At 69.4% G+C, this 23,438-nt stretch carries 22 protein-coding genes; 7 read left to right on the top strand and 15 right to left on the bottom strand.

Translation table 11 applies throughout. The features are described from left to right. Window positions 1-79: 79 nt before the first annotated feature. Both HNO51_RS20010 and HNO51_RS20005 read right to left on the bottom strand, forming a co-directional pair. A complete protein-coding gene (locus HNO51_RS20010; RefSeq protein ID WP_197448882.1) occupies window positions 80-730 on the bottom strand; it encodes a thiol:disulfide interchange protein DsbA/DsbL in 651 nt (216 codons plus the stop codon). Window positions 731-915: 185 nt separating this feature from the next. Continuing rightward, on the bottom strand, window positions 916-1,536 hold the full coding sequence (locus HNO51_RS20005; protein ID WP_197448881.1) for a c-type cytochrome: 621 nt from the start codon (window positions 1,534-1,536) through the stop codon (window positions 916-918). A 250-nt stretch (window positions 1,537-1,786) separates the two neighbouring features. On the opposite strand from HNO51_RS20005, the gene yihA reads away from it, so the two are divergent. Continuing rightward, window positions 1,787-2,404 carry a ribosome biogenesis GTP-binding protein YihA/YsxC gene (gene yihA, locus HNO51_RS20000; protein ID WP_209538153.1) on the top strand — a complete coding sequence of 206 codons (618 nt, stop codon included), beginning with the start codon at window positions 1,787-1,789 and terminating at the stop codon, window positions 2,402-2,404. Here yihA and HNO51_RS19995 read toward each other — a convergent pair. The 7 genes from HNO51_RS19995 to argH are packed head-to-tail and all read right to left on the bottom strand — an operon-like array spanning window position 2,401 to window position 8,577. Then, window positions 2,401-3,171, bottom strand: coding sequence for an HAD family hydrolase (locus HNO51_RS19995; RefSeq protein WP_338035272.1), 771 nt, complete (start codon window positions 3,169-3,171; stop codon window positions 2,401-2,403). The genes yihA and HNO51_RS19995 overlap by 4 nt on opposite strands. Next, complete coding sequence (locus HNO51_RS19990) at window positions 3,164-4,087, bottom strand: tyrosine recombinase XerC (protein WP_197448878.1); 924 nt, start codon at window positions 4,085-4,087, stop codon at window positions 3,164-3,166. The genes HNO51_RS19995 and HNO51_RS19990 overlap by 8 nt, the downstream gene beginning before the upstream one ends. Beyond that, on the bottom strand, window positions 4,080-4,799 hold the full coding sequence (locus HNO51_RS19985) for a DUF484 family protein (RefSeq protein ID WP_197448877.1): 720 nt from the start codon (window positions 4,797-4,799) through the stop codon (window positions 4,080-4,082). The genes HNO51_RS19990 and HNO51_RS19985 overlap by 8 nt, the downstream gene beginning before the upstream one ends. A gap of 33 nt (window positions 4,800-4,832) precedes the next feature. After that, window positions 4,833-5,666, bottom strand: a complete 834-nt coding sequence (dapF, locus tag HNO51_RS19980) for a diaminopimelate epimerase (RefSeq protein ID WP_197448876.1) — start codon at window positions 5,664-5,666, stop codon at window positions 4,833-4,835. After that, on the bottom strand, window positions 5,666-6,958 hold the full coding sequence (lysA, locus tag HNO51_RS19975; protein ID WP_197448875.1) for a diaminopimelate decarboxylase: 1,293 nt from the start codon (window positions 6,956-6,958) through the stop codon (window positions 5,666-5,668). The genes dapF and lysA overlap by 1 nt, the downstream gene beginning before the upstream one ends. A gap of 3 nt (window positions 6,959-6,961) precedes the next feature. Next, window positions 6,962-7,156 (bottom strand): LPS translocon maturation chaperone LptM, encoded by a 195-nt coding sequence (gene lptM / locus HNO51_RS19970; protein ID WP_209538151.1) that lies wholly within the window; start codon window positions 7,154-7,156, stop codon window positions 6,962-6,964. Window positions 7,157-7,164: 8 nt separating this feature from the next. After that, entirely contained in the window at window positions 7,165-8,577 is a 1,413-nt protein-coding gene (argH, locus tag HNO51_RS19965) for an argininosuccinate lyase (RefSeq protein ID WP_197448873.1), read from the bottom strand. A 254-nt stretch (window positions 8,578-8,831) separates the two neighbouring features. Between argH and hemC the strand changes: the two genes are divergently transcribed. The 4 genes from hemC to HNO51_RS19945 are packed head-to-tail and all read left to right on the top strand — an operon-like array spanning window position 8,832 to window position 13,396. Further along, on the top strand, window positions 8,832-9,770 hold the full coding sequence (gene hemC / locus HNO51_RS19960; RefSeq protein WP_197448872.1) for a hydroxymethylbilane synthase: 939 nt from the start codon (window positions 8,832-8,834) through the stop codon (window positions 9,768-9,770). After that, window positions 9,771-10,568: a uroporphyrinogen-III synthase gene (locus tag HNO51_RS19955; RefSeq protein WP_197448871.1), complete on the top strand. Its 798-nt coding sequence runs from the start codon at window positions 9,771-9,773 to the stop codon at window positions 10,566-10,568. A gap of 6 nt (window positions 10,569-10,574) precedes the next feature. Continuing rightward, on the top strand, window positions 10,575-12,146 hold the full coding sequence (locus HNO51_RS19950) for a uroporphyrinogen-III C-methyltransferase (protein WP_209538150.1): 1,572 nt from the start codon (window positions 10,575-10,577) through the stop codon (window positions 12,144-12,146). Then, window positions 12,143-13,396: a heme biosynthesis HemY N-terminal domain-containing protein gene (locus tag HNO51_RS19945; protein WP_197448869.1), complete on the top strand. Its 1,254-nt coding sequence runs from the start codon at window positions 12,143-12,145 to the stop codon at window positions 13,394-13,396. The genes HNO51_RS19950 and HNO51_RS19945 overlap by 4 nt, the downstream gene beginning before the upstream one ends. 63 nt (window positions 13,397-13,459) lie before the next feature. On the opposite strand, the gene HNO51_RS19940 is transcribed toward HNO51_RS19945, so the two are convergent. The 3 genes from HNO51_RS19940 to ybiO all read right to left on the bottom strand — a co-directional run bounded on the left by HNO51_RS19940 (window position 13,460) and on the right by ybiO (window position 18,525). Further along, window positions 13,460-15,604 (bottom strand): pyrroloquinoline quinone-dependent dehydrogenase, encoded by a 2,145-nt coding sequence (locus HNO51_RS19940; RefSeq protein ID WP_209538149.1) that lies wholly within the window; start codon window positions 15,602-15,604, stop codon window positions 13,460-13,462. Then, the gene (locus HNO51_RS19935) at window positions 15,601-16,002 is read right to left on the bottom strand and encodes a hypothetical protein (RefSeq protein WP_197448867.1); all 402 of its coding nucleotides are present in this window, start codon (window positions 16,000-16,002) and stop codon (window positions 15,601-15,603) included. The genes HNO51_RS19940 and HNO51_RS19935 overlap by 4 nt, the downstream gene beginning before the upstream one ends. A gap of 207 nt (window positions 16,003-16,209) precedes the next feature. Further along, window positions 16,210-18,525, bottom strand: a complete 2,316-nt coding sequence (gene ybiO, locus HNO51_RS19930) for a mechanosensitive channel protein (RefSeq protein ID WP_197448866.1) — start codon at window positions 18,523-18,525, stop codon at window positions 16,210-16,212. 283 nt (window positions 18,526-18,808) lie between these two features. Between ybiO and HNO51_RS19925 the strand changes: the two genes are divergently transcribed. Both HNO51_RS19925 and crcB read left to right on the top strand, forming a co-directional pair. Beyond that, window positions 18,809-19,201 (top strand): CrcB family protein, encoded by a 393-nt coding sequence (locus HNO51_RS19925; protein ID WP_197448865.1) that lies wholly within the window; start codon window positions 18,809-18,811, stop codon window positions 19,199-19,201. Continuing rightward, window positions 19,198-19,590, top strand: a complete 393-nt coding sequence (gene crcB / locus HNO51_RS19920) for a fluoride efflux transporter CrcB (RefSeq protein ID WP_197448864.1) — start codon at window positions 19,198-19,200, stop codon at window positions 19,588-19,590. Before HNO51_RS19925 ends, crcB begins: the two co-directional genes overlap by 4 nt. 46 nt (window positions 19,591-19,636) lie before the next feature. Here crcB and pgi read toward each other — a convergent pair whose 3' ends face one another. From pgi to pyk, 3 genes are all read right to left on the bottom strand, one after another. Beyond that, a complete protein-coding gene (pgi, locus tag HNO51_RS19915) occupies window positions 19,637-21,292 on the bottom strand; it encodes a glucose-6-phosphate isomerase (RefSeq protein ID WP_197448863.1) in 1,656 nt (551 codons plus the stop codon). 62 nt (window positions 21,293-21,354) lie between these two features. Next, entirely contained in the window at window positions 21,355-21,843 is a 489-nt protein-coding gene (locus tag HNO51_RS19910) for a methylglyoxal synthase (RefSeq protein ID WP_197448862.1), read from the bottom strand. Next, a complete protein-coding gene (gene pyk, locus HNO51_RS19905; protein WP_197448861.1) occupies window positions 21,840-23,306 on the bottom strand; it encodes a pyruvate kinase in 1,467 nt (488 codons plus the stop codon). The genes HNO51_RS19910 and pyk overlap by 4 nt, the downstream gene beginning before the upstream one ends. Window positions 23,307-23,438: the final 132 nt, after the last annotated feature.

The following is a 23,438-nucleotide window of genomic DNA, read 5'->3' as shown; positions in this document are numbered from 1 at the left end:
AAGGTGAGCAACTTGAGGTGCCCACCCTCCAGGGGCGGCGTCCTGGCGTCGACCAGGTGCGATGACTCGACGGGCACGGTCAGTCCGTGCGTTCCTGGCGGACGCGCTCGACCAGCGCGCCGGCGACCTGCGGCATATTCTCGAGGCTGCCGGCGCTGCTCGGGGTCACCAGGTAGCGGCCGTCGACGACCAGGGCCGGCACGCCCATCAGGCGCATCGCACGCATGCGCGCATGGGCCTTGTTGACCTGGGCCTTGACACCGAAGGCGTCCAGCGCCTGGCGGGCCTCCTCCTCGCTGACGTCGTACTTGCTGAAGAAGCGGGCGATGCTGTCGGCGTCGTTGAGGCGCTGCCCCTCCTCGTGGATGGCGTGGAAGATGTCGTCATGGGCGTCCTCACGAATGCCCAGCTCCTCGGCGGCGTAGAACATCATCGCGTGGGTGTTCCAGTCGCCGCCCATGGTGGCCGGCATGCGGTTGAAGGCGACGTCCTCGGGCTGCTCGGCGACCCAGGCGTTGAGCGGTTCCTCCAGGTTGTAACAGTGCGGGCAGCCGTACCAGAACACTTCGGTCACCTCGACCCGGTCCCCCCCGGCGCTGGTCTCGATGGGCTCGGGCAGCTTCTCGTAGTGCTGGCCCTCGACCAGGTTGTCGGCGGCGGCCAGCGTCGCCAGGCCGAGGCCGGCCACGGCGAAAGCGGCTGACTGGAGGATGCGCAAGGGCTTGAACATGGGTGAGGCTCCTTGAAAGATCGCCTGTAAGTAGCGGCTTTGTCAGCAAGAACGGGTGTGTCGATCACTTTGAGCGCATGAACCGCTCACGGTTCCCGGTTCGGCTGACGATCCAAAACGGCGAAGGCGGCCAGCGGCCGCCTTTCATGCCGGCCGTGGCCGACCATTGCCAGACGACGAGACGCTCAGTGCAGGCCGCTGATGTAGTTGGCCACGGCTTGCATGTCGGTGTCGCTCATCTTGGCGGCGATGTCGCCCATCATGCCATTGGGGTCGTTGGTGCGCTCGCCGGCGGCAAATTTTTGCAGCGAGGCGACGACATACTGGGGGAACTGGCCGGAAAGCGCCGGGTAGACGGCGGTATTGATACCGGCACCGGTGGGGCCGTGGCAGGCCGCACAGGCGGGGATGCCCTTGGCCATGTCGCCGGCACGATAGAGCTCCTGGCCGCGCATCAGCGCTTCCTCGGCCGGGTCGGCCTGGCCGACGTTGGCGTCCTGCTCGGAGAAGTAGGCGGCGACGTCCCAGGCGTCCTGGTCGGAGAAGTCGTCGACCTGCCCGGCCATCTCGGGCACCACGCGGTTGCCGTCGCGGATGTCGATGATCTGCTTGGCCAGGTAGGTCGTCTGCTGGCCGGCGAGATGCGGGAAGGAGGGGGCCGAGCTGATGCCGTTCTGGCCATGGCAGGCCGCACAGCTCTGGGCTTTTTCGCGACCAGCGGCAGCGTCGGCGTCTGCTTCCAGGTCGGCGTGAGCGACGCCTACGGCGCCGAGGGTGATTGCCAGGCTTGCCAGTAACTTTCTCATCGCTGATTCACTATGCCGTTATGGATTATACCGGTACGCATTCCTGGGGGCTGTCCCGCCTTGCTGATGCCAGGCCGGCCTTGCCCTGCTGCCGCAGCGTCGGTCGCTGCCGGCCAGAGCACGGTGCTACACTAGCGCGCCCAGGTCGCAGAAAAAAGACATCGCATTATAACGAAACAAGCCGGCATCGGAAATGCAGGGCGGCCACCCGCGCTGCCCGCAGCGCTCCTGCCGGCGAAACGTTGAGGTCATGATCCGCATGAACTACCAGAGCGCGCGCTTCCTGACCAGCGCGCCCACGCTGGCCCAGTGCCCGCCCGACGAGGGCGCCGAGGTCGCCTTTGCCGGGCGCTCGAATGCCGGCAAGTCCAGTGCCATCAATACCCTGACCCGGCAGAAGGCGCTGGCGCGCACCTCGCGCACCCCGGGGCGCACCCAGCTGATCAACTTCTTCGCCTTGGGCGATGACACCAGCCGCCGACTGGTCGACCTGCCCGGCTACGGCTATGCCAAGGTGCCGGAGGCGGTCAAGCGCGAGTGGCAGCGTCACCTCGCCGACTACCTGCGGGGGCGCCGCGCCCTGCGCGGCCTGGTGCTGGTGATGGACGTGCGTCATCCGCTGACCGAATTCGACCAGACCCTGCTGGGCTGGGCCGACGACCAGGACATGCCGGTCCACATCCTGCTGACCAAGGCCGACAAGCTGAAGTCGGGCGCGGCCAAGAACGCCCTGCAGCAGGTGCGCAGCCGCCTGCGCGAATGGGAGGACCTGGTGACGGTGCAGTTGTTCTCGTCGCTCAAGCGCGAAGGGGTCGACGAGGCCAGTGCCCGCCTCGACGCCTGGCTGGCCGGCCCCGAACCCGCCTAGCGCGACTCACACGCCGGCGCCGGCTGGCCCAGCCGGCGCAGCAGCGCGGGCAGTTCGCGCACGTGATCGAGGCGATGAATCCCCGGCGGCAGGGGGAGCTCCTCCACCTGGGGCGAGATCCAGGCCACCTGCATGCCCAGGCGCCGGGCCGGCTCGACGTCCTCGCGCCAGGAGTCGCCCACGTGCAGGGCACGGGCCGGCGATGCATCGAGCCGCGCCAGTGCCGCCAGGAAGGGCCGCGGGTCGGGCTTGGGGGCCAATATCTCGCCAGCGGCGATGGCCACCGGGAAGTGCCGGCCGACGGCCAGACGCCGCACGTCGACGTTGCCGTTGGTGATGCTGGCCAGGCGGTAGTGCCGGCCCAGCCCGGTCAGCAGCGGTTCCACCTCGGGGTGCGGCTCGACCCGATGGCGCAGCTCCATGAAGCGCGCCATTGCCGCCCTGGCCCACTGCTCCGCCGTGGCCGGCTCGAGGCCGTACTCTCCCAGCATCTCCCTGAGCGCCCGTTCGCGCAGCCAGGTGAAGTGGCCGCGATGCAGCGGGTGCGCATGGGCCAGCGCGCGACGGCGCAGCTCGAAGCTCTCCAGCGGGAAGCGCTCGGTGAAGCGTGGCGAAGCGGCTTCGCCGCGGGTCTGCCGCCAGGCGGCGAGTTCGCGGTCGAGCCAGGCGTAGTGGCCGGTTTCGGTGGCCACCATCACGCCGTGGTTGTCCCACAGGGTGTCGTCGAGGTCGAAGGTGATGGCCTGGAGAGGCAAGAGGTCAGCCATGGTCATTGTCGCGTGATTCGGTGTGGCGCCGCCGGGCACGAGGGTGAGCGGCGTCGTAGCTCGCCGCCAGGTGCTGCCAGTCGAGCTTGGTGTAGACCTGGGTGGTCGAGAGGTTGGCGTGGCCCAGCAGCTCCTGCACCGCGCGCAGGTCTTGGCTCGATTCCAGCAGGTGGCTGGCGAAGGAGTGGCGCAGGCGGTGCGGGTGCAGGTGCTCGGGCAGGCCGCGCCGACGGGCCACCTCGGTCATCCGCTTCTGGATGGCGCGGTGCCCGAGGCGCCGGCCGCGGGCACCGACGAACAGCGCCGTCTCGCCGGGGGCGGCCAGCGCCGAGCGGCAGGCCAGCCAGGCGTCGAGCGCGCGCCGGGCGCTGCGCCCCACCGGCACCTGGCGCGGCTTGCCGCCCTTGCCGAGCACCCGCACGCGACGCGGCTCCAGGTCGTCGAGGTCGAGGCCGGCGAGCTCCGCCAGGCGCAGCCCGCTGGAGTAGCACAGCTCCAGCAGCGCCTGGTCGCGCAGTGCCAGCGGCGAGCCGTCGTGGGGTGTATCGAGCAGCCGGGCGAGCTGGTCGACGTCCAGCGGCTTGGGCAGGTGCGCCCCCTGGCGCGGGGTGGGCACCAGCTCGGCGGGATTGTGCCCGAGCACGCCCGCGCGCACCAGGAAGCCGGCGAAGTGCGAGATGGCCGCCCTGCGTCGCGCCAGGCTGCGCGGAGCGAGGCCGCGGCTGCGCTCGGCGCCGAGGAAGCGGCGCACCAGGCCGACGTCGAGCCCGGCGCCGTCGGCGATGCCGCGCGCCTCGAGGAAGGCCGCCAGCGCCTCGAGGTCGCGGCGGTAAGCACTCAGCGTGGCCGGGCTGGCGGTGCGCGCCAGGGCCTCCAGGCAGGCCGCCAGCTGTCGGCGCAGCGGAGCCTCAGCCATGGCTGGCCGGGGCATGGCGCAGCAGCAGCCGCGCCAGCACGTCGCCGAGGTATTCGGTGAACAGCGTGTCCATGCTGGCGCGGAAGTGGTCGGGGTCGGGGCTGGCCAGCACCAGGTAGCCCATCGGCTCGCCCACGGTCAGCCGGGCCAGGGCACAGGAGCCGGCCTGGCGCGGCGGCCGCGCGTGCGGCAGCAGGCGCCCCCAGTCGGTGGGGGTGAGCCGGGTGCAGCGGCTGGTGCGGCCGTCGAGCAGCGCGGCCAGGCGCACGCCGGCGTGCTCGTCGAGGACGTGGCGTGGCGGCTGCGGCGGCAGCGGCTCGTGGTCGGTGAGCTGCGCCGGGCACCACAGCGCCACGGCGGGGATCTGGAAATGTTCGGCCATCTGGGTGGCCAGCGCCTGGCCCAGGGCGTCGGCGTCCTCGGCTTCCAGCAGCGCCAGCACCAGCTCGCGGGTGCGTCGATACTGCACTTCGTTGTGGCGCGCCGATTCCAGCAGCTGCTCCAGGCGCCACTCGGCCTGCTCCGCGCGGCGGCGCAGGTCGTAGACCAGGCGCTCCAGCAGCGAGGTGGTGCCATGGGCCTCGGGGTGCGGCACCTTGAGCTGCTGCAGCAGCCCTTCGCGGCCGACGAAGAAGTCCGGGTGGCGGGCCAGCCACTCGGCGACCCGGTCCGGATCGAGGGTCTTGCGCGGTTCGGGGACGGCTCGGGTCATGCTTGGCTCCTCGGTTCGGGTGGGCCCGGCTGGTCAGGCCAGGGCGATGCGTCCCTCGAAGACGCGTTCGGCGGGCCCGGTCATCAACAGCGGCGCTTCGCCGCCGGGCCACTCGATGCGCAGGTCGCCGCCGCGAAGGTGGACCGTGACGGGGCTCTCGAGCAGGCCCTGGCGCATGCCGCTGGCCACGGCGGCACAGGCACCGGTGCCGCAGGCCAGAGTCTCGCCGCTGCCGCGCTCGAAGACTCGCAGGCGGATCTCGTGGGGCGAGACTACCTGCATGAAGCCCACGTTGACCCGCCGCGGGAAGCGGGGGTGGGCCTCGATGGCCGGGCCGAGACGCTCGACCGGAGCCGAATCGACGTCGTCGACCCGCAGCACCGCGTGCGGGTTGCCCATCGAGACGGCACCGATCGAGTAGCTTTCGCCGTCGACCTCGAGGGCGTGCAGCGGACGATCCTCGGCGGCATCGAAGGGCAGCGCCGCCGGTGCGAAGCGCGGGCTGCCCATGTTTACCGTGACCTGGCCGTCCTCCTGTACCACCAGCGTCAGCGGGCCGCCGGCGGTCTCCACGTGGATCTCGCGCTTGTGGGTCAGGCGCTGGTCGCGCACGAAGCGGGCGAAGCAGCGCGCGCCGTTGCCGCAGTTCTCCACTTCGCTGCCGTCGGCGTTGAAGATGCGATAGCGAAAGTCCATGTCGGGGTTGCGCGGCGGCTCGACCAGCAGCAGCTGGTCGAAGCCCACGCCGAAGCGGCGGTCGGCGAGCCGGCGGATCTGTTCGTCGCGCAGGCGGGCGCGCTGAGTGATCAGGTCGACCACCATGAAGTCGTTGCCGAGGCCATGCATCTTGGTGAAGTGCAGCAGCATCAGCGCCTCTCTCCGTCCTGTGCCGCTGCCGGTTCGGGCAGCAGCGACTCGCCGGCCCACAGCGACGCCACGCTCTCGCGGTGGCGCACCACATGGAAGGCCTCGCCGTCGACCATCACCTCGGCGGGGCGCGGCCGGCTGTTGTAGTTCGAAGCCATGACGAAACCGTAGGCGCCGGCGGAGCGTACCGCCAGCAGGTCGCCGGCGTCGATCGCCAGTTCGCGCTCCTTGCCCAGGAAGTCGCCGGTCTCGCACACCGGGCCGACCACGTCGTAGGTGGCGCTTTCACGCATGGGGCGGGTGTCCACCGGGATGATCGCCTGCCAGGCCTGGTAGAGCGAGGGGCGAATCAGGTCGTTCATGCCGGCGTCGACGATGGCGAAGTTCTTGGTCTCGCCGGGCTTGAGGTACTCCACCCGGGTCAGCAGCACGCCGGCATTGGCGGCGATCGAGCGGCCCGGCTCGAACAGCAGGGTCAGGCCGGCGCCGTGCTCCCAGCGCGACAGGCGCTCGAGCAGCGAGGCGGCGTAGTCGAAGGGCTGCGGCGGGCGCTCGCCGCGGTAGGGCACGCCGAGCCCGCCGCCGAGGTCGAGGTGTTCCACCGTGATGCCGCGTTCGCGCAGGCGCTCGAGCAGTACCAGCAGGCGGTCCAGGGCGTCGAGGAAGGGGGCGAGCTCGGTGAGCTGCGAGCCGATATGGCAATCCAGGCCGACGATCCTCACCCCCGGCAGGCGCGCAGCCAGCTCGTAGACGGAGAGCGCCTCGTCCACCGGAATGCCGAACTTGTTGTCCTTGAGCCCGGTGGAAATGTAGGGGTGGGTGCCGGCGTCGACGTCGGGGTTGACCCGCAGCGACACCGGCGCCACCCGGCCCAGCCGCTCGGCCACGGCGTTGAGCCGCTCGAGCTCGGGGCGCGACTCGACGTTGAAGCACTTGATGCCGACCTCGAGCGCGCGGGCCATCTCGGCTTCCTGCTTGGCCACGCCGGAGAACACCACCTTGGCCGGGTCGCCGCCGGCGGCCAGCACGCGCTCGAGCTCGCCCACGGAGACGATGTCGAAGCCGGCGCCCAGGCGCGCCAGCAGACCCAGCACCGCCAGGTTGGAGTTGGCCTTGACCGCGTAGCAGATCAGGTGGGGGTGGCTGCCCAGTGCTTCGGTATAGGCGCGAAAGTGGCGCGCCAGGGTCGCCTTGGAGTAGACGTAGCAGGGCGTGCCGACCGCCTCGGCCACCCGCGACAGCGGTACCTCCTCGCCGTAGAGCACGCCGTCGCGATATTCGAAGTGATCCATGATTCAGTCCGTGTCCTCGTCGTCGGCGTCGTGCCGCTCGCCCTGGTGTGCCGCCCCGCTGCCGTAGCGCTCCTCGGCGGCCTCGTCGCCGGGCAGGTAGAGCGGCCCCTTCTGGCCGCAGCCGGCCAGCAGCAGCGCGGCCAGCGCCAGCGCCAGCGCCAGCGGGCGGGCCCGCGGTGCCGCGCGTGTGCTCGTCATGCGCATGGTCAGCGGCCCAGGTTCGCCAGGGCCTCGCGGGCGCGGCTCGCCGCGGCGCGCACCTGGTCCGGGGCGGTACCGCCGATATGGTTGCGCGCCGCCACCGAGCCCTCCAGCGTCAGCACCTCGAAGACGTCGGCCTCGATCACCTCGGAGAACTGGCGCAGCTCGTCGAGACTCATCTCGGAGAGATCCTTTTTCTCGCGAATGCCGAAGGCCACCGATTGGCCGACGATCTCGTGGGCATCGCGAAAGGCCACGCCGCGGCGCACCAGGTAGTCGGCGAGGTCGGTGGCGGTGGAGAAGCCGCGGCGGGCGGCCTCATGCATGTTCGCCTTGCGCGCCTCGATGGCCGGCACCATGTCGGCGAACGCCTTGAGGCAGTCGCGCACCGTGTCGAGGGTGTCGAACAGCGGCTCCTTGTCCTCCTGGTTGTCCTTGTTGTAGGCCAGCGGCTGCGACTTCATCAGCGTCAGCAGGCCCATCAGGTGGCCGTAGACGCGCCCGGTCTTGCCGCGCACCAGCTCGGGCACGTCGGGGTTCTTCTTCTGCGGCATGATCGAGCTGCCGGTACAGAAGCGGTCGGGCAGGTCGATGAAGTCGAACTGGGCGCTGGTCCACAGCACCAGCTCCTCGCTCATGCGTGACAGGTGCATCAGCAGGATGCTGGCGAAGCTGGCGAACTCGATGGCGAAGTCGCGATCGCTCACGGCGTCGAGCGAGTTCTCGGCGGGGCGCTCGAAGCCCAGCAGCTCGGCGGTGACGTGGCGGTCGATGGGATAGGTGGTGCCGGCCAGCGCGGCGGCGCCCAGCGGCATCACGTTGACCCGCCTGCGACAGTCGAGCAGCCGCTCGTGATCGCGGGCGAGCATCTCCTGCCAGGCCAGCAGGTGGTGGCCGAAGGTCACCGGCTGGGCGGTCTGCAGGTGGGTGAAGCCGGGCATGATGGTGTCGGCCTCGCGCTCGGCGAGTTCGATCAGCCCTGCGCGCAGGCGCGCCAGCTCACCTTCGACCACGTCGATCTCGTCGCGCAGGAACAGGCGGATGTCGGTGGCCACCTGGTCGTTGCGCGAACGCCCGGTGTGCAGTTTCTTGCCGGTGACGCCGATCTTGTCGGTCAGGCGTGCTTCGATGTTCATGTGCACGTCCTCGAGCTTCACCGACCACTGGAACTCGCCGCGCTCGATCTCGCCGCGTATCTCGGTCAGCCCCGCGACGATGGCGTCACGCTCGGCGTCGGTCAGTACGCCCACCCGGGCCAGCATGGTGGCATGGGCGATGGAGCCCTGGATGTCCTGAAGGGCCAGGCGCCGGTCGAAGTCGACCGACGCGGTGAAGCGTTCGACGAAGGCATCGGTGGGTTCGCTGAAGCGGCCGCCCCAGGACTGGTTGGTGCCGGGGGTTGGGGAACTAGAGCTCATCGGCGTGGACATCCTGCGTGTTGCGTGCTGTGGCGTTCTCGGGAGCCGCGTGCGGCGGCGGAGGTCAAGTCTTGCAGTGTACCAGAGTCGGCGCGAGTGGCGAGGGGCGCGGCGGGCGACGAGAGGGCCAATTTTTCCTGCTTCGCCCGGTGCTTTATGATGATCGTCAATGACCGTCTACCGGCCGTGACCGATAATGGCACGGCAACTACAGCTGAGCAGGGGCAGCCGGGCCCGCTGCAGGGGAGAACCACGTGCGATCCAACACTACGCTGCGCATAGCCACCCGCAAGAGCCTGCTGGCCCTGTGGCAGGCCGAACACGTTCGCGACCTGCTGATGGCCGAGCATCCGGGGCTCGAGGTGGAACTGGTCGCGCTCTCCACCCGCGGCGACAAGATCCTCGACACGCCGCTGGCGAAGATCGGCGGCAAGGGGCTGTTCGTCAAGGAGCTGGAGGAGGCGATCCTCGACGGCCGCGCCGACATCGCCGTGCACTCGATGAAGGACGTGCCGATGCACTTCCCCGAGGGGCTGGGGCTGTCGGTGATCTTCGCCGGGGCCGAGCCCACCGATGCCTTCGTCTCCAACCACTACGCCTCGCTCGACGCGCTGCCCGAAGGGGCGCGCATCGGCACCTCCAGCCTGCGCCGCGGCCTGCAGATGCGCGAGCAGCGCCCCGACCTGGAGATCCTCACCCTGCGCGGTAACGTCCAGACCCGCCTGGCCAAGCTCGACGCCGGCGAGTTCGATGCCATCATCCTGGCCACCTCCGGGCTCAAGCGCCTTGGGCTGGGCGAGCGCATTGCCCAGGAGCTGCCCCCCGAGGTGTGCCTGCCGGCCTGCGGCCAGGGTGCGCTGGGCATCGAGTGTCGCATCAACGACCCGGAGCTGGTCTCGCTGCTGGCGCCGCTGGACGACCCCGTCACGGCGACCCGGGTGCGCGCCGAGCGCGCCATGAACACCCGTCTGGAGGGCGGCTGCCAGGTGCCCATCGGCGGCTATGCCGTCTTCGAGGAGGACGGTCAGACCCTGTGGCTGCGGGCGCTGGTGGGCAACCCCGAGGGCACCGAGGTGCTGCGCGCCGAGGGGCGCGGTTCGATCCACGAGCCGGAGGCGCTGGGCGTGCGGGTGGCGGAAGACCTGCTGGAGCAGGGCGCCGGCGAGATCCTGGCACAGGTCTACGGCGCCTGAATGTCTGGCGGGGCTCCCGTGCTGATCTGCCGGCCCGGCGAGCGGGCGGCGGCCCTGGCGGCGGCCATCGAGGCCGCCGGCTTTCCGGTGGCGAACCTCGAGGCCATGACGCTGGAGGCGCTGCCGGAGACTCCCGCGATGCGCCAGGCGTGGCTCGACTTCGATCACTTTCACAAGGTGGTGGTGGTCAGCCCCTTCGCCGCCGAGTGCCTCTACCAGGCGCTCGACCGCTACTGGCCGCAGCTGCCGTTGGGCACGGCCTGGTACGCGGTGGGGGCGGCCACCGCCGAGGTGCTGCACGAGCGATTCGGGGTCAGGGTGCACCTGCCGCCGGCCGCCGCCGGCGAGGATACCAGCGAGGCGCTGCTCGAGCTCGCCTCGCTGCGCTCGCTCGCGGGCCAGCGCGTGCTGCTGGTGGCCGGCGAGGGCGGCCGTGCGCTACTGGCCGACACCCTGGCGGCACGCGGGGCGCGAATCACGCGGCTGTCGCTTTATCGGCGGCGCCTGCAGCCGCCGCCCCCGGCCCTGCGTGAACGCCTCGCCCGGGGCGAGTTTCGGGCGCTGGTAGTGAGTAGCGGAGAAATCCTCGAACATCTGGCAAGATGGAGCACCAGGGCCACCTTGAACCCACCGTTAATCGTCTCCAGTCGCCGGTTGGCTACACTGGCCGGCGACTTGGGGTTTCGCACCCCCGTGGTGGCGCCGGGCGCCACGCCGGCAGCGCTTGCCGGCGCTGTGGCCGCGGCCTGTCACCAGGAGGATGCCGATGTCGATCAAGATGATCTCGAAAAGGGCTAGCGACAGATGAGCAAGCAGACCAACGAGCAGGACGAACAGAAGGCGCCTTCCGCAAAGGGCAAGGATGACAGGGGGCGAGAGGCCGGAGCCAAGGACAAGTCCGGCAGCGATGCCGGCAAGGGTCGTTCTCCGCGTGGCAGCTCATCGACGCCGCCTACGACCGCCAAGGCCGGCGAGACGTCCCCGGCAGCCTCCGCCGATGCTTCCGCAAGCTCGAGCAAGCCTGCCTCTACGGCCACGCCGGGAGAGGCCAAGGCGGCCCCGGCCAAGGCCAGCGACGACTCCGGTGCTGGCGCGAAGCCGAAGGGCGCCGAATCCGATAGCGCGAAGCCGAAGGGCGCCGAGTCCGATAGCGCGAAGCCGAAGGGCGCCGAGTCCGATAGCGCGAAGCCGAAGGACGCCGGACCTGACAAGCCCGCCGCCACGGGCAAGACCACGGGCGCGAGCAAGCCCGACGACAGCACGGGCAAGCCGGCGGCCCCGGGGGGCGGCGGCGGCTCGACCCTGCCTGCCACGGGGGGCGGTGGCGGCAAAGGGGCCGGTCGTGCCGCCGGTGTGCTGGCGCTGATCCTGGTACTGTTCCTCGGCATCGGTGCGGGGCTGTTCGCGTGGAATACCTGGGAGCGGCTCGACGCCCAGCAGCAGCGCCTGGCCGAACTGGAGGAGCGCGCCGGCGGGGCCGCTTCGGCCGACGAACTCGCCAGCCTGCGCGAACGCCTCGAGAGCGGCGAGCAGGAGCGCGACGCCGCCCTGTCGGAGGCGATCGACGCCATGCAGGGCGAGTTCGCCAGCTACCGCAGCGAGGTCGACGAGGCGCTCGACCAGGTGCTCGACGAGCTGTCCAGCACCCAGGACACCGACGAGCGAGAATGGATCCATGCCGAGGCCGCCTACCTGCTGCGCCTGGCCAACCAGCGCCTGCAGCTCGAGCGCGACGTGGAAGGGGCCAAGGCGCTGCTGCGCACCGCCGATGCGCGCCTGAACGAGGCCGACAACCCGGCACTGCTCTCCATCCGTCGCGCCATCGCCTCGGAGCTTGCCATCCTCGACGGCGTGCCCCAGGTCGACCGAACCGGCCTCTACCTGGCGCTCGACGCCCAGCAGCAGCGCCTGGCGCAGCTGCCGCTGTCGCGCGAGCTGGAGGAGATCCCGGCACGTTCCGGCATCGAGGAGGCCCCCAGCGGCGGCTGGCAGGATCAGCTCTCGCGCTTCGGCCAGGAGCTCAAGGAGCTGGTCGTCATTCGCCATCACGACGAGGCGCTCGAGGGGCTGATCACACCGGAACAGGAGTCCTACCTGCGCCAGAGCGCGCGCCTGGTGCTGGAGCAGGCCCAGCTGGCGCTGCTCAAGGAGGAACAGGAGCTCTATGAAGCCAGCATCGACAAGGCGCTGGCCCTGATCGAGGGCTACTACGACACCGAGCGCAGCGAGGTGCAGGCCGTCGTCGAGCGGCTCCGGGCGCTCAAGGGCGAGACCATCCAGCCCGAGCTCCCCGACATCAGCGGTTCCCAGCAGGCCCTGGCCGAATTCATCGAGCGTCGTTTCGGTTCGCGCGGCGGCCAGGGAGATGAGGCATGAGAAAATTGCTGCTGATCGTTCTCCTCGGCCTGGCGCTGGGAGCCCTGTTCGGCCAGTTGATGGTCTCGCTGCCGGGCTACTGGCTGGTGCGGGTGGGCGACACCTCCTACCAGACCTCCTTCTGGTTCGGTCTGGTGCTGCTGCTGGCGGTATTCCTGATTCTGCACTTCGCCCTGCGGGTGCTGATGCGCCTGCGTCATCCTGTCAGCCGGCTCAAGGTGTGGAACCGCCGCACCCGTCACCGTAACGCCATGAAGCGTACCGTGCGCGGGCTGGTGGCGCTGGCCGAAGGCCGCTGGAAGCGTGCCGAGAAGTCACTGGTCAAGGCGGCCGACGACTCCAGCACGCCGCTGGTCAACTACCTCTCCGCCGCCTTGGCAGCCCACTATCAGGGGCGCTACGAACAGGCCGACACGCTGCTCAAGCGGGCCCATCTCTCCACCGAGGGGGCCGATAGCGCGGTGGGCCTGATGCAGGTCCAACTGATGCTGGATCGCCAGCAGTACGAGGAGGCCCTGGCGATCCTGACCCGCCTCGATCGTCAGATGCCCAACCACCCCCAGGTGCTCAAGCAGCTCAAGCAGGCCTATCTCAGCGTCAACGACTGGGACGGCCTGCGCCGGCTGATGCCGCGGCTGGCGTCGCGTCAGCTGATCTCGCCCCAGGAGCGCACCCAACTGGAGCTGCGCGCCTACAAGGAGCTGCTGGTTCACGAGGCGCGCGACCCGGGCAACGTCGAACGCATCCGCAACCTGTGGGCCGACATGCCGGATGCGCTGCGCGGCAACGTCGAGCTGGTGGTGCTCTATACCGAGGCATTGGTGCGCGGCAACGAGGAGGGGATCGCCGAGCGCCTGCTGCGCCATTCGCTCAAGGAGCACTGGGACAGCCGCCTGGTGCTGCGCTACGGGCTGCTCGACGTCGACCCGGCGCGTCAACTGGTGCATGCCGAGAAGTGGCTGCAGGAGCGCCCCAACGACCCCGACCTGCTGCTCACCCTGGGCCGCCTGGCGCTGCGCAACGCCTACTGGGGCAAGGCCCAGGAGTACTTCGAGGCGAGCCAGCGGCAGCGCCCCAGCGGCGTGGTGTGTGCCGAGCTGGCGCGGCTTTATGCCAACCTGGGCGAGCACAACAAGAGCCAGCTCTACTATCGCCAGAGCGTCGAGCTGCTCGACAAGTCGCTGCCCTCACTGCCGCAGCCGGTCGAGCCGGCCGTCCAGCCGGAGAAGGCCGGCGGGGCGAAGGACTGATTCGCCGACACCGGGACCGCAGGGGCGCCGTGAGGCGCCCCTGCGTCGTCATGCGACGCCGGGTCAATCGGGCAAGGCGAAGGCGATGACCTGATCGCTCACCTTGGGCAGCAGGATGGAATTGCCGCCCACCGCGAAGGTGACGTACTGCTTGCCCTGGTAGGTGTAGACCGCCGGCATCGAGACGGCGGGAGCATCGACCAGATGCTTCCACAGCACCTCGCCGCTCTCCAGGTCGATCGCGCGCACGCGTGAATCCATCGAGGCGCCGATGAAGATCAGCCCCGAGCGGGTGATCACCGGCGCGCCGATGGTGACCGACCCCCACGACTCCGGCATATAGAAGCCGTGCTTCTGCACCTGGCCGAACGGTTCGTTCCACAAGCGCTCGCCGGTGGTGAGGTCGTAGGCGGCAAGGGTGCCGTAGGGGGGCTTCCAGCATGGCATGCCGGCCCAGTTGAGGAATGTCTCGAGCTGGAAGCCGTAGGCCGTGTCGCCCTGGGCGTAGTAGCCGCCCGTCTCGCCCGACTGCTCCCGCTGCTCATACTCGTCGCGCGGAATGAGGCGGTAGATCTGCACCACGCTGTTGGAGTTGATCACGAACACGCCGCTTTCGGGATCGACGGCGCCACCGCCCCACTGCGAGCCTCCCGTCGTCGGTGGGTAGGCGAGCGTACCTTCGACGCTCGGCGGCGTGAAGCGCCCTTCGTAGCGCAGCCCCTCGGCCTTGCGGCTGCACTCGCCCAGGCCGACGATGTCGGCCAGTTTCGAGATCCCCGGCCACTCGTCGGGGATCACCGGCTCGGGCACGTCGACGAACGGCTGGGTCGGCGCGGCTTGCTCCCCCTCGGCATCCGAAGCCGGCACCTCGCGCTCCTCGATCGGGTACACGGGTTCGCCGGTCTCCCGGTTCAGCACGAACAAAAAGCCCTGCTTGGACGGCTGCACCAGGGCGGGCACCGTCTCGCCATCCTTTTCGATGTCGACCAGGGTGGGAGGGGCGACGGTATCGTAGTCCCAGATGTCGTGATGCACGAGCTGCCGGCTCCACACCACCTCGCCGGTCTCGGTGTCGAGCGCCGTCACCGAGGTGGCCAACGGCAGCTCCTCGGTGCGTTCGCCGCCGTAGTAGTTGGGGCTCGGCGAGCTGATCGGGATATACAGCAGTCCGCTCTCGGGGTCCAGCGACATCGAGGCCCAGACATTGGCCGTGCCGGTCCGCTCGACCACCTCCTCGGGCAGCGCATGGAAGGTCCACTTGCGCTCGCCGGTGCGGGCATCGAGCGCGAAGACGGTTCCTGGCGGCGCGACGGCGTCCTCCCAGTCCTTGCCGGCCCAGCCGAGGAACAGGGTGTCGTTGTACACCGTGGGCGGCTGGAACAGCGACAGCGGCCACTTGTCGTTGACGGTGTTCCACTGGTTGACGTCGACCATGCCGCCGTCGCCGAAGTCGGCACAGGGCTCTCCCGTGTCGGCATCGACGCCATAGAGCTTGGCGTCCATGGTGCCGACGTAGACCCTCTTCTCGCAGGCCTCGCCCGCACGGGGCTCGTCGGCCTCCCAGTAGGCCACGCCGCGGCCCTTCATGTTGGGCTGGGTCAGCGCTTCGAGGGGCGCCTCGGGGGCGAAGGTCCACTTCTCTTCGCCGCTGCCGGGATCGAGAGCGATGATGCGGTAGAAGGGGGTGCCCAGGTAGAGCGTGTCGTTGACGAACAGCGGGGTCGCCGACCACACCGACATCGGAATCTCGTCGCTGCCATCCGCGACGTCGCCGGTGTGGTACTCCCAGGCCGGCTCGAGCTCGCCGACGTTCTCCGGCGTGATCTGGTCGGCCGGCGTGTACTTCTGGGCGCGCAGGTCGCCGTTGAAGGTCGCCCAGCTGTCCGGCGATTCCATCCAGGCGTCCGGTCCGGTGCGGGGCGGCGAGGGCTCCCCGCCGTCGGGCGCGTCGCCGGCGGGCCCGGTCTCGACGCGTCCGCCGGGGCCGGTCGGCGTCACCGAGGATTCTTCGCTGTCGTCCGCGTCCTGGTCCGCTTGCGCTTCGTCGTCGCTGGCGTCCTGTTCGGACTCGTCGTCTTGGGTCTCGGTGATACCCTGTGGCTGGCCGCCTTCCTCGTCGGTGGAGGGGGCCTCCTGCGCCTGTGCGTAGCCGATGGCGCCCGCCAGCAGCAGCGAGGAGAAAAGGGTGATGACGTCCTGGCGTGTCATGAAGCGGCCCCCTGGCGTTGCGTCTTGTGCTGGTTGCGCGTGCCCGTAGCGGGATCGGCAATCACATGAATGAGCCACGCCACGAGCCCGACCCCCACGGCGCCCAGCAGCCACTCGGTCTGCAGCAGGTAGGCCGCCAGGCCCGTACCCAGCAGGTCGAGCAACAGCAGGAAAGTGAGCAGCCCGCCCAGCCAGCGTGGCAAGCCGTGCCACAGGGCCAGCAGCAGCGACCCGACCAGCAGCAGTGCGGTGGAGGTCAGCACCAGATAGGTGCCCGGAGTATGAGCGATGCCGTTGCCTTCGTTGAACGTGGCGACTGCCGCGAGAATCAGCGAGATGGCTGAAATCGCGAGCAGCAGCCAGGCACCGTAGGCGGTGCCTCGTGCTTTGCTTGTCATGGTGGTCCCATCCCTTGAACGCCTTCGAAGCATGCGCGATGGCTCTGGCGGAGTGCAGGCTGCGCTGCGCCGGAACTCAGCAACAGTATAGGCACGTGGCGGGATTCTTCCTGCCGCGCCGGGCGATGCGAGGGCCGAGACGACAACGCCTCCCACCGCAGGGCGGTGGGAGGCGTTCATGCCGGCGGGATCACGAACCTCGAGGACTCACTCCCGCTCTTCGTAGTCGCCCCTGAACTCGGGGTTGGGCTTCGCGCGCGGATCGTCCTCGCCTTCGCGGCTGCTCTCGCCGGAGCGGGGCTGGCCGCCGGGGCGTCCGTCGATGTCGAAGTCCTGCCGCATCAGGCGCACGTTGGCCGGCGGTGCCTCGGCCTCCTTGCCCACACCGAAGTAGAGCGTGGTGTGGGGGAAGGGGATCTCGATGCCCTTGGCGTCGAAGTGCAGCTTGACCAGGCGGTTGTAGGCGCGCCCCACGCCCCACTGGGTACCCGGGGTGGTCTTGATGCGCACGCGGATGTTCACCGAGCTGTCGGCCAGCGCCACGACGCCGGCCACTTCCAGCGGGGCGACGATGTTCATCTTGTGGTCGTCGTCGGCGGCCAGTTCGTCGAAGGCGTCGCGCAGTGCGACGATCGCCTCGTCGATGCTCTCGCGATAGGCGATGCCGTACTCGCCCACGTGGTAGCCGAACTCGCGCATGTAGTTGGAGACGGTGTCGACGCTGGAGAAGGGCACGATGTGATAGGCCCCCGCCAGGTCGCGGATGCCTACCGAGCGGATGCTGAGCCGCTCGGCGGTGCCGGTGATCCCTCCCACCGTGACCACGTCGCCGGTGTTCATGGCGTTCTCCACCTGAATGAAGATACCGGTGATGATGTCCTGTACCAGCTTCTGGGCGCCGAAGCCGATGGCCAGGCCGAGCACGCCGGCGCCGGCAATCAGCGGGCCGATGTTGATGCCGATCTCGGATAGCACGATCATCCCGGTCATGGTGATCAGGGCGATCGCCAGGGCGTTGCGAAACAGCGACAGCAGCGTCTTGGCGCGGGCATCGGGCTCGCCCTTGCCGGTCTCGGGGTTGAGCTTGTGCTCGATCAGGCTGGCCAGGGCCAGCCACACGGCGATGGCGACCAGCAGGATCACCGCCACGCTGATCAGCTTGCCGACCAGTCCGCGTCCCGCCTCGGAGGCGTACCAGGCGGCCAGGTCGAAGGCGCCCCAGGCGTTGAGCACCAGCAGCACGACCGCCGCCAGGATCACGGTACGGATGACCCTCAGTGCGTTGGGCACGTAGCTGTTGAGGCGCGGCTCGAGCAGCGGCAGCTTGCGGCGCAGGTCGTCGGAGAGCCGGATACGCCGTCCGATGGACTGGGTCAGCAGGCTCGACAGCAGCATGCCGACCACGACCACCGCCACCGTCTTGAGCGTGGCGAAGAGCACGAAGGGCAGGGCATCCGCCGGTCGCGTCAGGGTCAGCACCAGCACCATCAGGAAATAGGCCAGGGCGAACAGGTGCCAGGTGCGGGCGAACAGCTGCAGCGAGATCCGGGTGGCGGTGAAGTCGGAGCGGGCCGCCATGGCAAAGAGTTCATCGCGAATACGGGTGCGGTTCTTGAGGACCACGCCCACGGCATAGAGGAAGGCGATGAACATGATCAGCGCGCCGAGACCCTGGCCCAGCGTGGGCGCCAGGTAGAAACCGACCAGCGGCACCACCACCAGCAGGCCGTAGCCGACCAGGCCGACCAGGCGTGCCATCCAGCGGTTCCAGTAGGAGGCTTCGCCGGCCGAGATGGGCAGTAGCCTGAGCCCCTCGTAGCGCGACGAGAACAGCATGCGCAGGGCCGCCTTGATCAGTTCGATGATCAGGAAGGCATTGAGGAACAGCGAGGCGCGGGTCGACAGTTCGCCGGTTTCGCCCACGGCGAAGGTGGCGATCAGGTTGCCTCCCACGTAGGCCAGCGCGACCACCAGCACGTCGACCAGCGCAGCGACGGCGACGCAGAGCACCAGGCGAATGATCGGATTGAGGCCGCTGCCCTCGTGCCGCGACCATCGGCTCAGACGCGAGAAGAGCGGTCGCGACAGGTGCCGGAACGCCAGGAACAGGACGAAGGTGGCCAGGATCACCAGCCCCAGGTTGATCACGGCCGTGGCGAAGTCGCCCCAGTCCAGGGCGGCGGTATCGGTGTCGGCGCTGAACAGCCCCGCCACGATGCCGAACAGGTTGCTCACCTCGCCGCCGACATCGCTGACGACGCGGCTGGTCATTTCGGCCAGCCGCCTGGGTAGCGAGATCTGCTCCGGGGCCGACTCGGCATCGGCCAGTGCCGGGTCGGCCGCCTGGCGGCGCAGATGGTCGATCAATTGCTGTCGTGTCTGCTCGTTCTCGAGCAGCTCGGCAAGGGCTTCGGGGGCGGGAACGGCGGCGTCGTCGGCGGGCTGGGCCAGGGCCGGTGCGGTGACCAGCAGGGCGAGGATCAGCCAGCCGAACAGCCAGGGGACAAACCGGTGTGCTATCACGCGTGACCTCCGTCTCGGGCGTGTCGGGCAGGGAGCAATATATATTCCGTCCCGCTCATGATAGGGCGTCAGGGCGCCGGGAACGAATGGCAACGATTACTTGTGCAGGCATTGTACACGATGAAGTTAATGTGTCATATTTGTCCTGCGCCCTTCCCCAGGGCGCGATTCCCTGAACGAAGCTCTACATCCCCTTGGCCATCCTCCCTCCGGATGGCCTCTTTTTTTGTTTGCATCCGCCGACTCGGCTAGCATCGGCTGGCAGGGTCGGCGAGGGGACGACATGGGGTCACATACGGGGCTGCTGCTGATCGTGGCAGCCGGGGGCGCGCTGGGCGGCATGGCGAGGCTGGCGCTGTCCGATCTACTGGCCCAGCGGGCGGGCACGGGGTTTCCGTGGGGCACGCTGGTCGTCAATCTCAGCGGGGCGCTGCTGGCGGGCGGGCTGGCCGGCTGGTTCGGCCTGCCCGCGGATGCGGGCTTGTCAGGCGGCTGGGCGCTGCTGGTGGTGGGGCTGCTGGGGAGCTATACCACCGTCTCCTCGCTGAGCCTGCAGAGCCTGGCGCTGTGGCAGAGCGGGCGTTGGCGCGCGGCGCTGGCCAACGTATCGGCGACGCTGATCGCCGGGCTCGCCCTGGCCGCGCTGGGCTGGCGGCTGGTGGAGGGGCTGGCATGAGCGGCTGGCAGCGCTATGCGGCGGTCGCCGTCGGCAGCGCGCTGGGCAGCGTGCTGCGCTGGCTGCTGTCGCTGGGCTCGCTGGCGGCCTTGGGCCCCGCCTTTCCCTGGGGCACGCTCGCAGTGAACCTGCTCGGCTCGTGGCTGATTGCCGCGTTTGCCGCCCATGCCGCCTGTCGCCGCACGGGCCGGGTGGCGCGCTGGCAGCCGTTCCTGGTGGCCGGCTTCTGCGGCGGCTTCACCACCTTCTCGCTGTTCGGCCTGGAGACGCTGCATCTGCTCGAGCGCGGCCGTCCCGGACTGGCGCTGGCCTACGTTGTGCTAAGCGTGCCGCTGTGGCTGGCGGCGGCCTGGTGGGGCGACCGTTTCGGGCGGGCCCGCCACCGCTGACGGGCCGCTTTCGCTGCCTTCCTGGCCTGCCTTTTACGCCTCCTTTTCAGCGCCTGGTCTTTGCCGTCTTCTTTTCCGGTTTGCCCGCCTTGGCGGGTTCAACCCTCTCGGGAGCGGAGCGGAAGCGCTCGCGCACCAGCGCCAGCAGGCCCTGGGTCGAGGCGTCGAAGTCCTGGCTGTGCTCGTCGATGCGCTCGCTGATCTCGCCGGCGATGCGCTTGCCCAGCTGCACGCCCCACTGGTCGAAGGAGTTGATGTTCCAGATCACCCCCTGGACGAACACCTTGTGCTCATAGAGCGCGATCAGCGCGCCGAGATTGCGCGGCGTCAGCTCGTCGAGCAGCAGCACGCTGGAGGGACGGTTGCCGGGGCAGCTGTAGGGGTCGAGCTGGCTACCCTCCTGGCTTCCCATCATGAAGGCGTTGGCCTGGGCCAGCATGTTGGTGAGCAGGGCGAAGTGGTGCTCCTCCATGCCCGGCTCGGGCTTGAGCGAGGCGATGAAGTCGATCGGCACATAGCGGGTGCCCTGGTGCAGCAGCTGGAAGAAGGCGTGCTGGCCGTTGGAGCCGGTCTGGCCCCAGACGATGGGCCCGGTCTTGTAGTTGACCGGATGGCCGAAGATGTCCACCGACTTGCCGTTGGACTCCATGTCGAGCTGCTGCAGGAAGGCGGGCAGCTGATGCAGCGCCTGGTCGTAGGGCACGATCGCCTGGGTCTCGGCGCCGTGGAAGTTGATGTACCAGATGCCGATCAGCGCCATCAGCACCGGCATGTTGCGGGCGTTGGGCGCCTCGATGAAGTGCTGGTCCATCTCGTAGGCGCCCTCGAGCATCTCCATGAAGCCGTCGAAGCCGATGGAGAGCGCGATGGGCAGGCCGATGGAGGACCACATCGAGTAGCGCCCGCCGACCCAGGCCCAGAACTCGAACACGTTCTCCTCGCGGATGCCGAACTCCATGGCCGCCTTGCGGTTGGTCGAGGCGGCGACGAAGTGGGCGCCCACGTCGGCGTCCTCGCCCGCGGTCTCGACGAACCAGCGCCGCGCGGTCTTGGCGTTGAGCAGCGTCTCCTGGGTGGAGAAGGTCTTGGTCGAGACGATGAACAGCGTGGTGGCCGGGTCGAGGCGCGACAGCACCTTCTGGATGTGGGCGCCATCGACGTTGGAGACGAAGTGGAAGTTGAGGTCGCTCTGACGGTACTTGAGCAGCGCGCGGCAGGCCATGTTGGGGCCCAGGTCCGAGCCGCCGATGCCGATGTTGACCACGTCCCGGATGCGCTCGCCGCTGTAGCCGCGCCACTCGCCGCTGCGCACCGCCTCGGAGAAGCGGCGGAGCTGCTCGCGGGTGCGCTGGATCTCGGGCATCACGTCCTTGCCGTCGACCATCAGCGGCCCTTCGCCGAGGTTGCGCAGCGCGGTGTGCAGCACCGGGCGGTCCTCGGTGACGTTGATGATGTCGCCGGAGAACATCTGTGCGCGGCGCTGCACCAGCGCCGAATGGTCGGCCAGCTCGAGCAGCTTGGTCAGCACCGCCTCGGAGACGTGGTGCTTGGAGTAGTCGAGGAACAGCCCGCCGACGCGCAGGCTCATCTTGTCGAAGCGCTGCGGGTCGGCGGTGAAATAGTCGCTGATGCGGTCGTTGGCGGTGGCCTGTTGCAGCCGCTCGAGAGCCTGCCAGGTAACGCTGCGGGTGAGCTGGAACATGGTGTCCTCACAAGAGTCGCGGGCCGGGCCCGCCGGTCGCTTTGTTCTGTACGAGTTCTTTTCTACGGAGCCTGTTCGGGACGGCGAGAGGCCACCCACGCAGCGGCGTCGGGAATGGCCATCTCGTAAGGTTGGGCGAGCCACGGCGAGCTGACCAGGAAATCGGCGCTGGCGGCATTGCACGCCACCGGCACGTTCCACAGCGCGGCCAGGCGCAGCAGCGCCTTGACGTCGGGGTCGTGGGGCTGCGGGGCGAACGGGTCCCAGAAGAAGATCAGCAGGTCGAGACGCTGCTCGGTGATGCGCGCGCCGATCTGCTGGTCCCCGCCCAGCGGGCCGCTCATCAACCCCTCCACCTCGAGCCCGAGGCTGGCCGAGAGGCGCCCGGCGGTGGTGCCGGTGCCCACCAGCTGGTGGGCGGCCAGGGTGTCGCGCCAGCGTTCGGCCCACTCCAGCAGCTCTGCCTTCTTGCCGTCGTGGGCGATCAGGGCGATGCGCTTGCGTGCCGGCAGGGTGCGGCGCACGCTGCGTTGGGGGCGGCTGTCGGTCATGGCTGGCCTACCTCGAGGATCTTCAGGGTATTGGTTCCACCGTGGGCGTTCATGTGGTCGCCCCGGGTCAGGATGACATGATCGCCCGGTTCGGCAATCCCCTGTTCCACCAGCAGCGAAAGCGCCCGGTCGTTGAGTTCGCCGGCCGCCATCGCCGTGGTGTCGAACGGCAGCGAGACCACCCCGCGGTAGAGCGCCATGCGGCGCTGGGCCACGGGGCTGTGGGCGAGCCCGACGATGGGCAGCCCCGAGCGGATGCGCGAGGCGATCAAGGGCGTGTAGCCGGTCGAGGTCATGCAGGCGATGGCGGCCACCCCGCTGAGGTGGTTGGCGGCGTACATGGCGGAGAGCGCGATGGTCTCGTCGATGCGCGAGAAGCCCTCGTGGATGCGGTGGCCCGACTCCTGGGCGATGCGCTCGCGCTCGGCGCCGAGGCACACCCGGCGCATGGCTTCCAGCGTCTCCACCGGGTAGTCGCCGGCGGCGGTCTCGGCCGAGAGCATCACCGCGTCGGTGCCGTCGAGCACGGCGTTGGCGACGTCGAACACCTCGGCGCGGGTGGGCAGCGGCGAGCCGATCATCGACTCCATCATCTGGGTCGCGGTGATCACCGCGCGGTTGAGGGTGCGGGCGCGCTTGATGATGCGCTTCTGCATGCCGATCAGCTTCTCGTCGCCGATCTCCACGCCGAGATCGCCGCGCGCCACCATCACCGCCTCGCTGGCCTCGATGATGCCGTTGAGCGTGGCGTCGTCGGCCACCGCCTCGGCGCGCTCGAGCTTGGCGACCAGGCCGATCTCCTTGCCCGCCTCGCCGAGCAGCCGGCGCGCCTCGTGCATGTCCTCGGCATGCCGCGGGAAGGAGACGGCGAGATAATCCACGCCGATCTCGATGGCGGTCGCGAGGTCGGCCTTGTCCTTGTCGGTGAGCGCCGGGGCCGAGAGCCCGCCGCCCTGCTTGTTGATGCCCTTGTTGTTGGAGAGCTTGCCGCCGGTGACCACGGTGGTGTGGACCTGCGCCCCCTCGACCCGCTCCACGTCGAGCACCAGGCGGCCGTCGTCGAGCAGCAGGCGGTCGCCGGGGGCGACGTCGTCGATCAGCTGCTTGTAGTCGCAGCCGACGCGGGTGGTGTCGCCGGCGTCGCCGGCCAGCGCCATGTCGAGGACGAAGGGCTGGCCCTCCTCGAGCACCACGGCGCCGTCCTGGAAGCGGGCGATGCGGATCTTGGGCCCCTGCAGGTCGCCCAGGGCGGCGACGCTGCGCCCCAGGCGGTCGGCGATCTGGCGCACGGCGATCAGCCGGCGGCGGTGGTCGGCGGCGCTGCCGTGGGAGAAGTTGAGGCGCACCACGTCGACGCCGGCGCGGATCATCGCCTCCAGCACGCCCTCGCGGTCGCTGGCCGGGCCCAGGGTGGCGACGATCTTGGTGCGGCGGATGGGAGTGTGCGGCGGTGGCTTCGGCATGTCGAGGCGCCTCCTGAAGGGAAGGAAATGTTGTCAGACTACAACCATATCGGTTTTGCGGTAAGTTTACTACATTGTGCCGCGGCATGAGATGGCCTCCCTCCGCCCTGCCCGGCATGGCGATTTTGCTAG

The organism is Billgrantia sulfidoxydans, assembly GCF_017868775.1.
In the GTDB taxonomy this organism is placed as follows: domain Bacteria; phylum Pseudomonadota; class Gammaproteobacteria; order Pseudomonadales; family Halomonadaceae; genus Halomonas; species Halomonas sulfidoxydans.
Note: the sequence above shows the minus strand (reverse complement) of the source record. Positions and strands in the feature narration are given on the sequence as shown.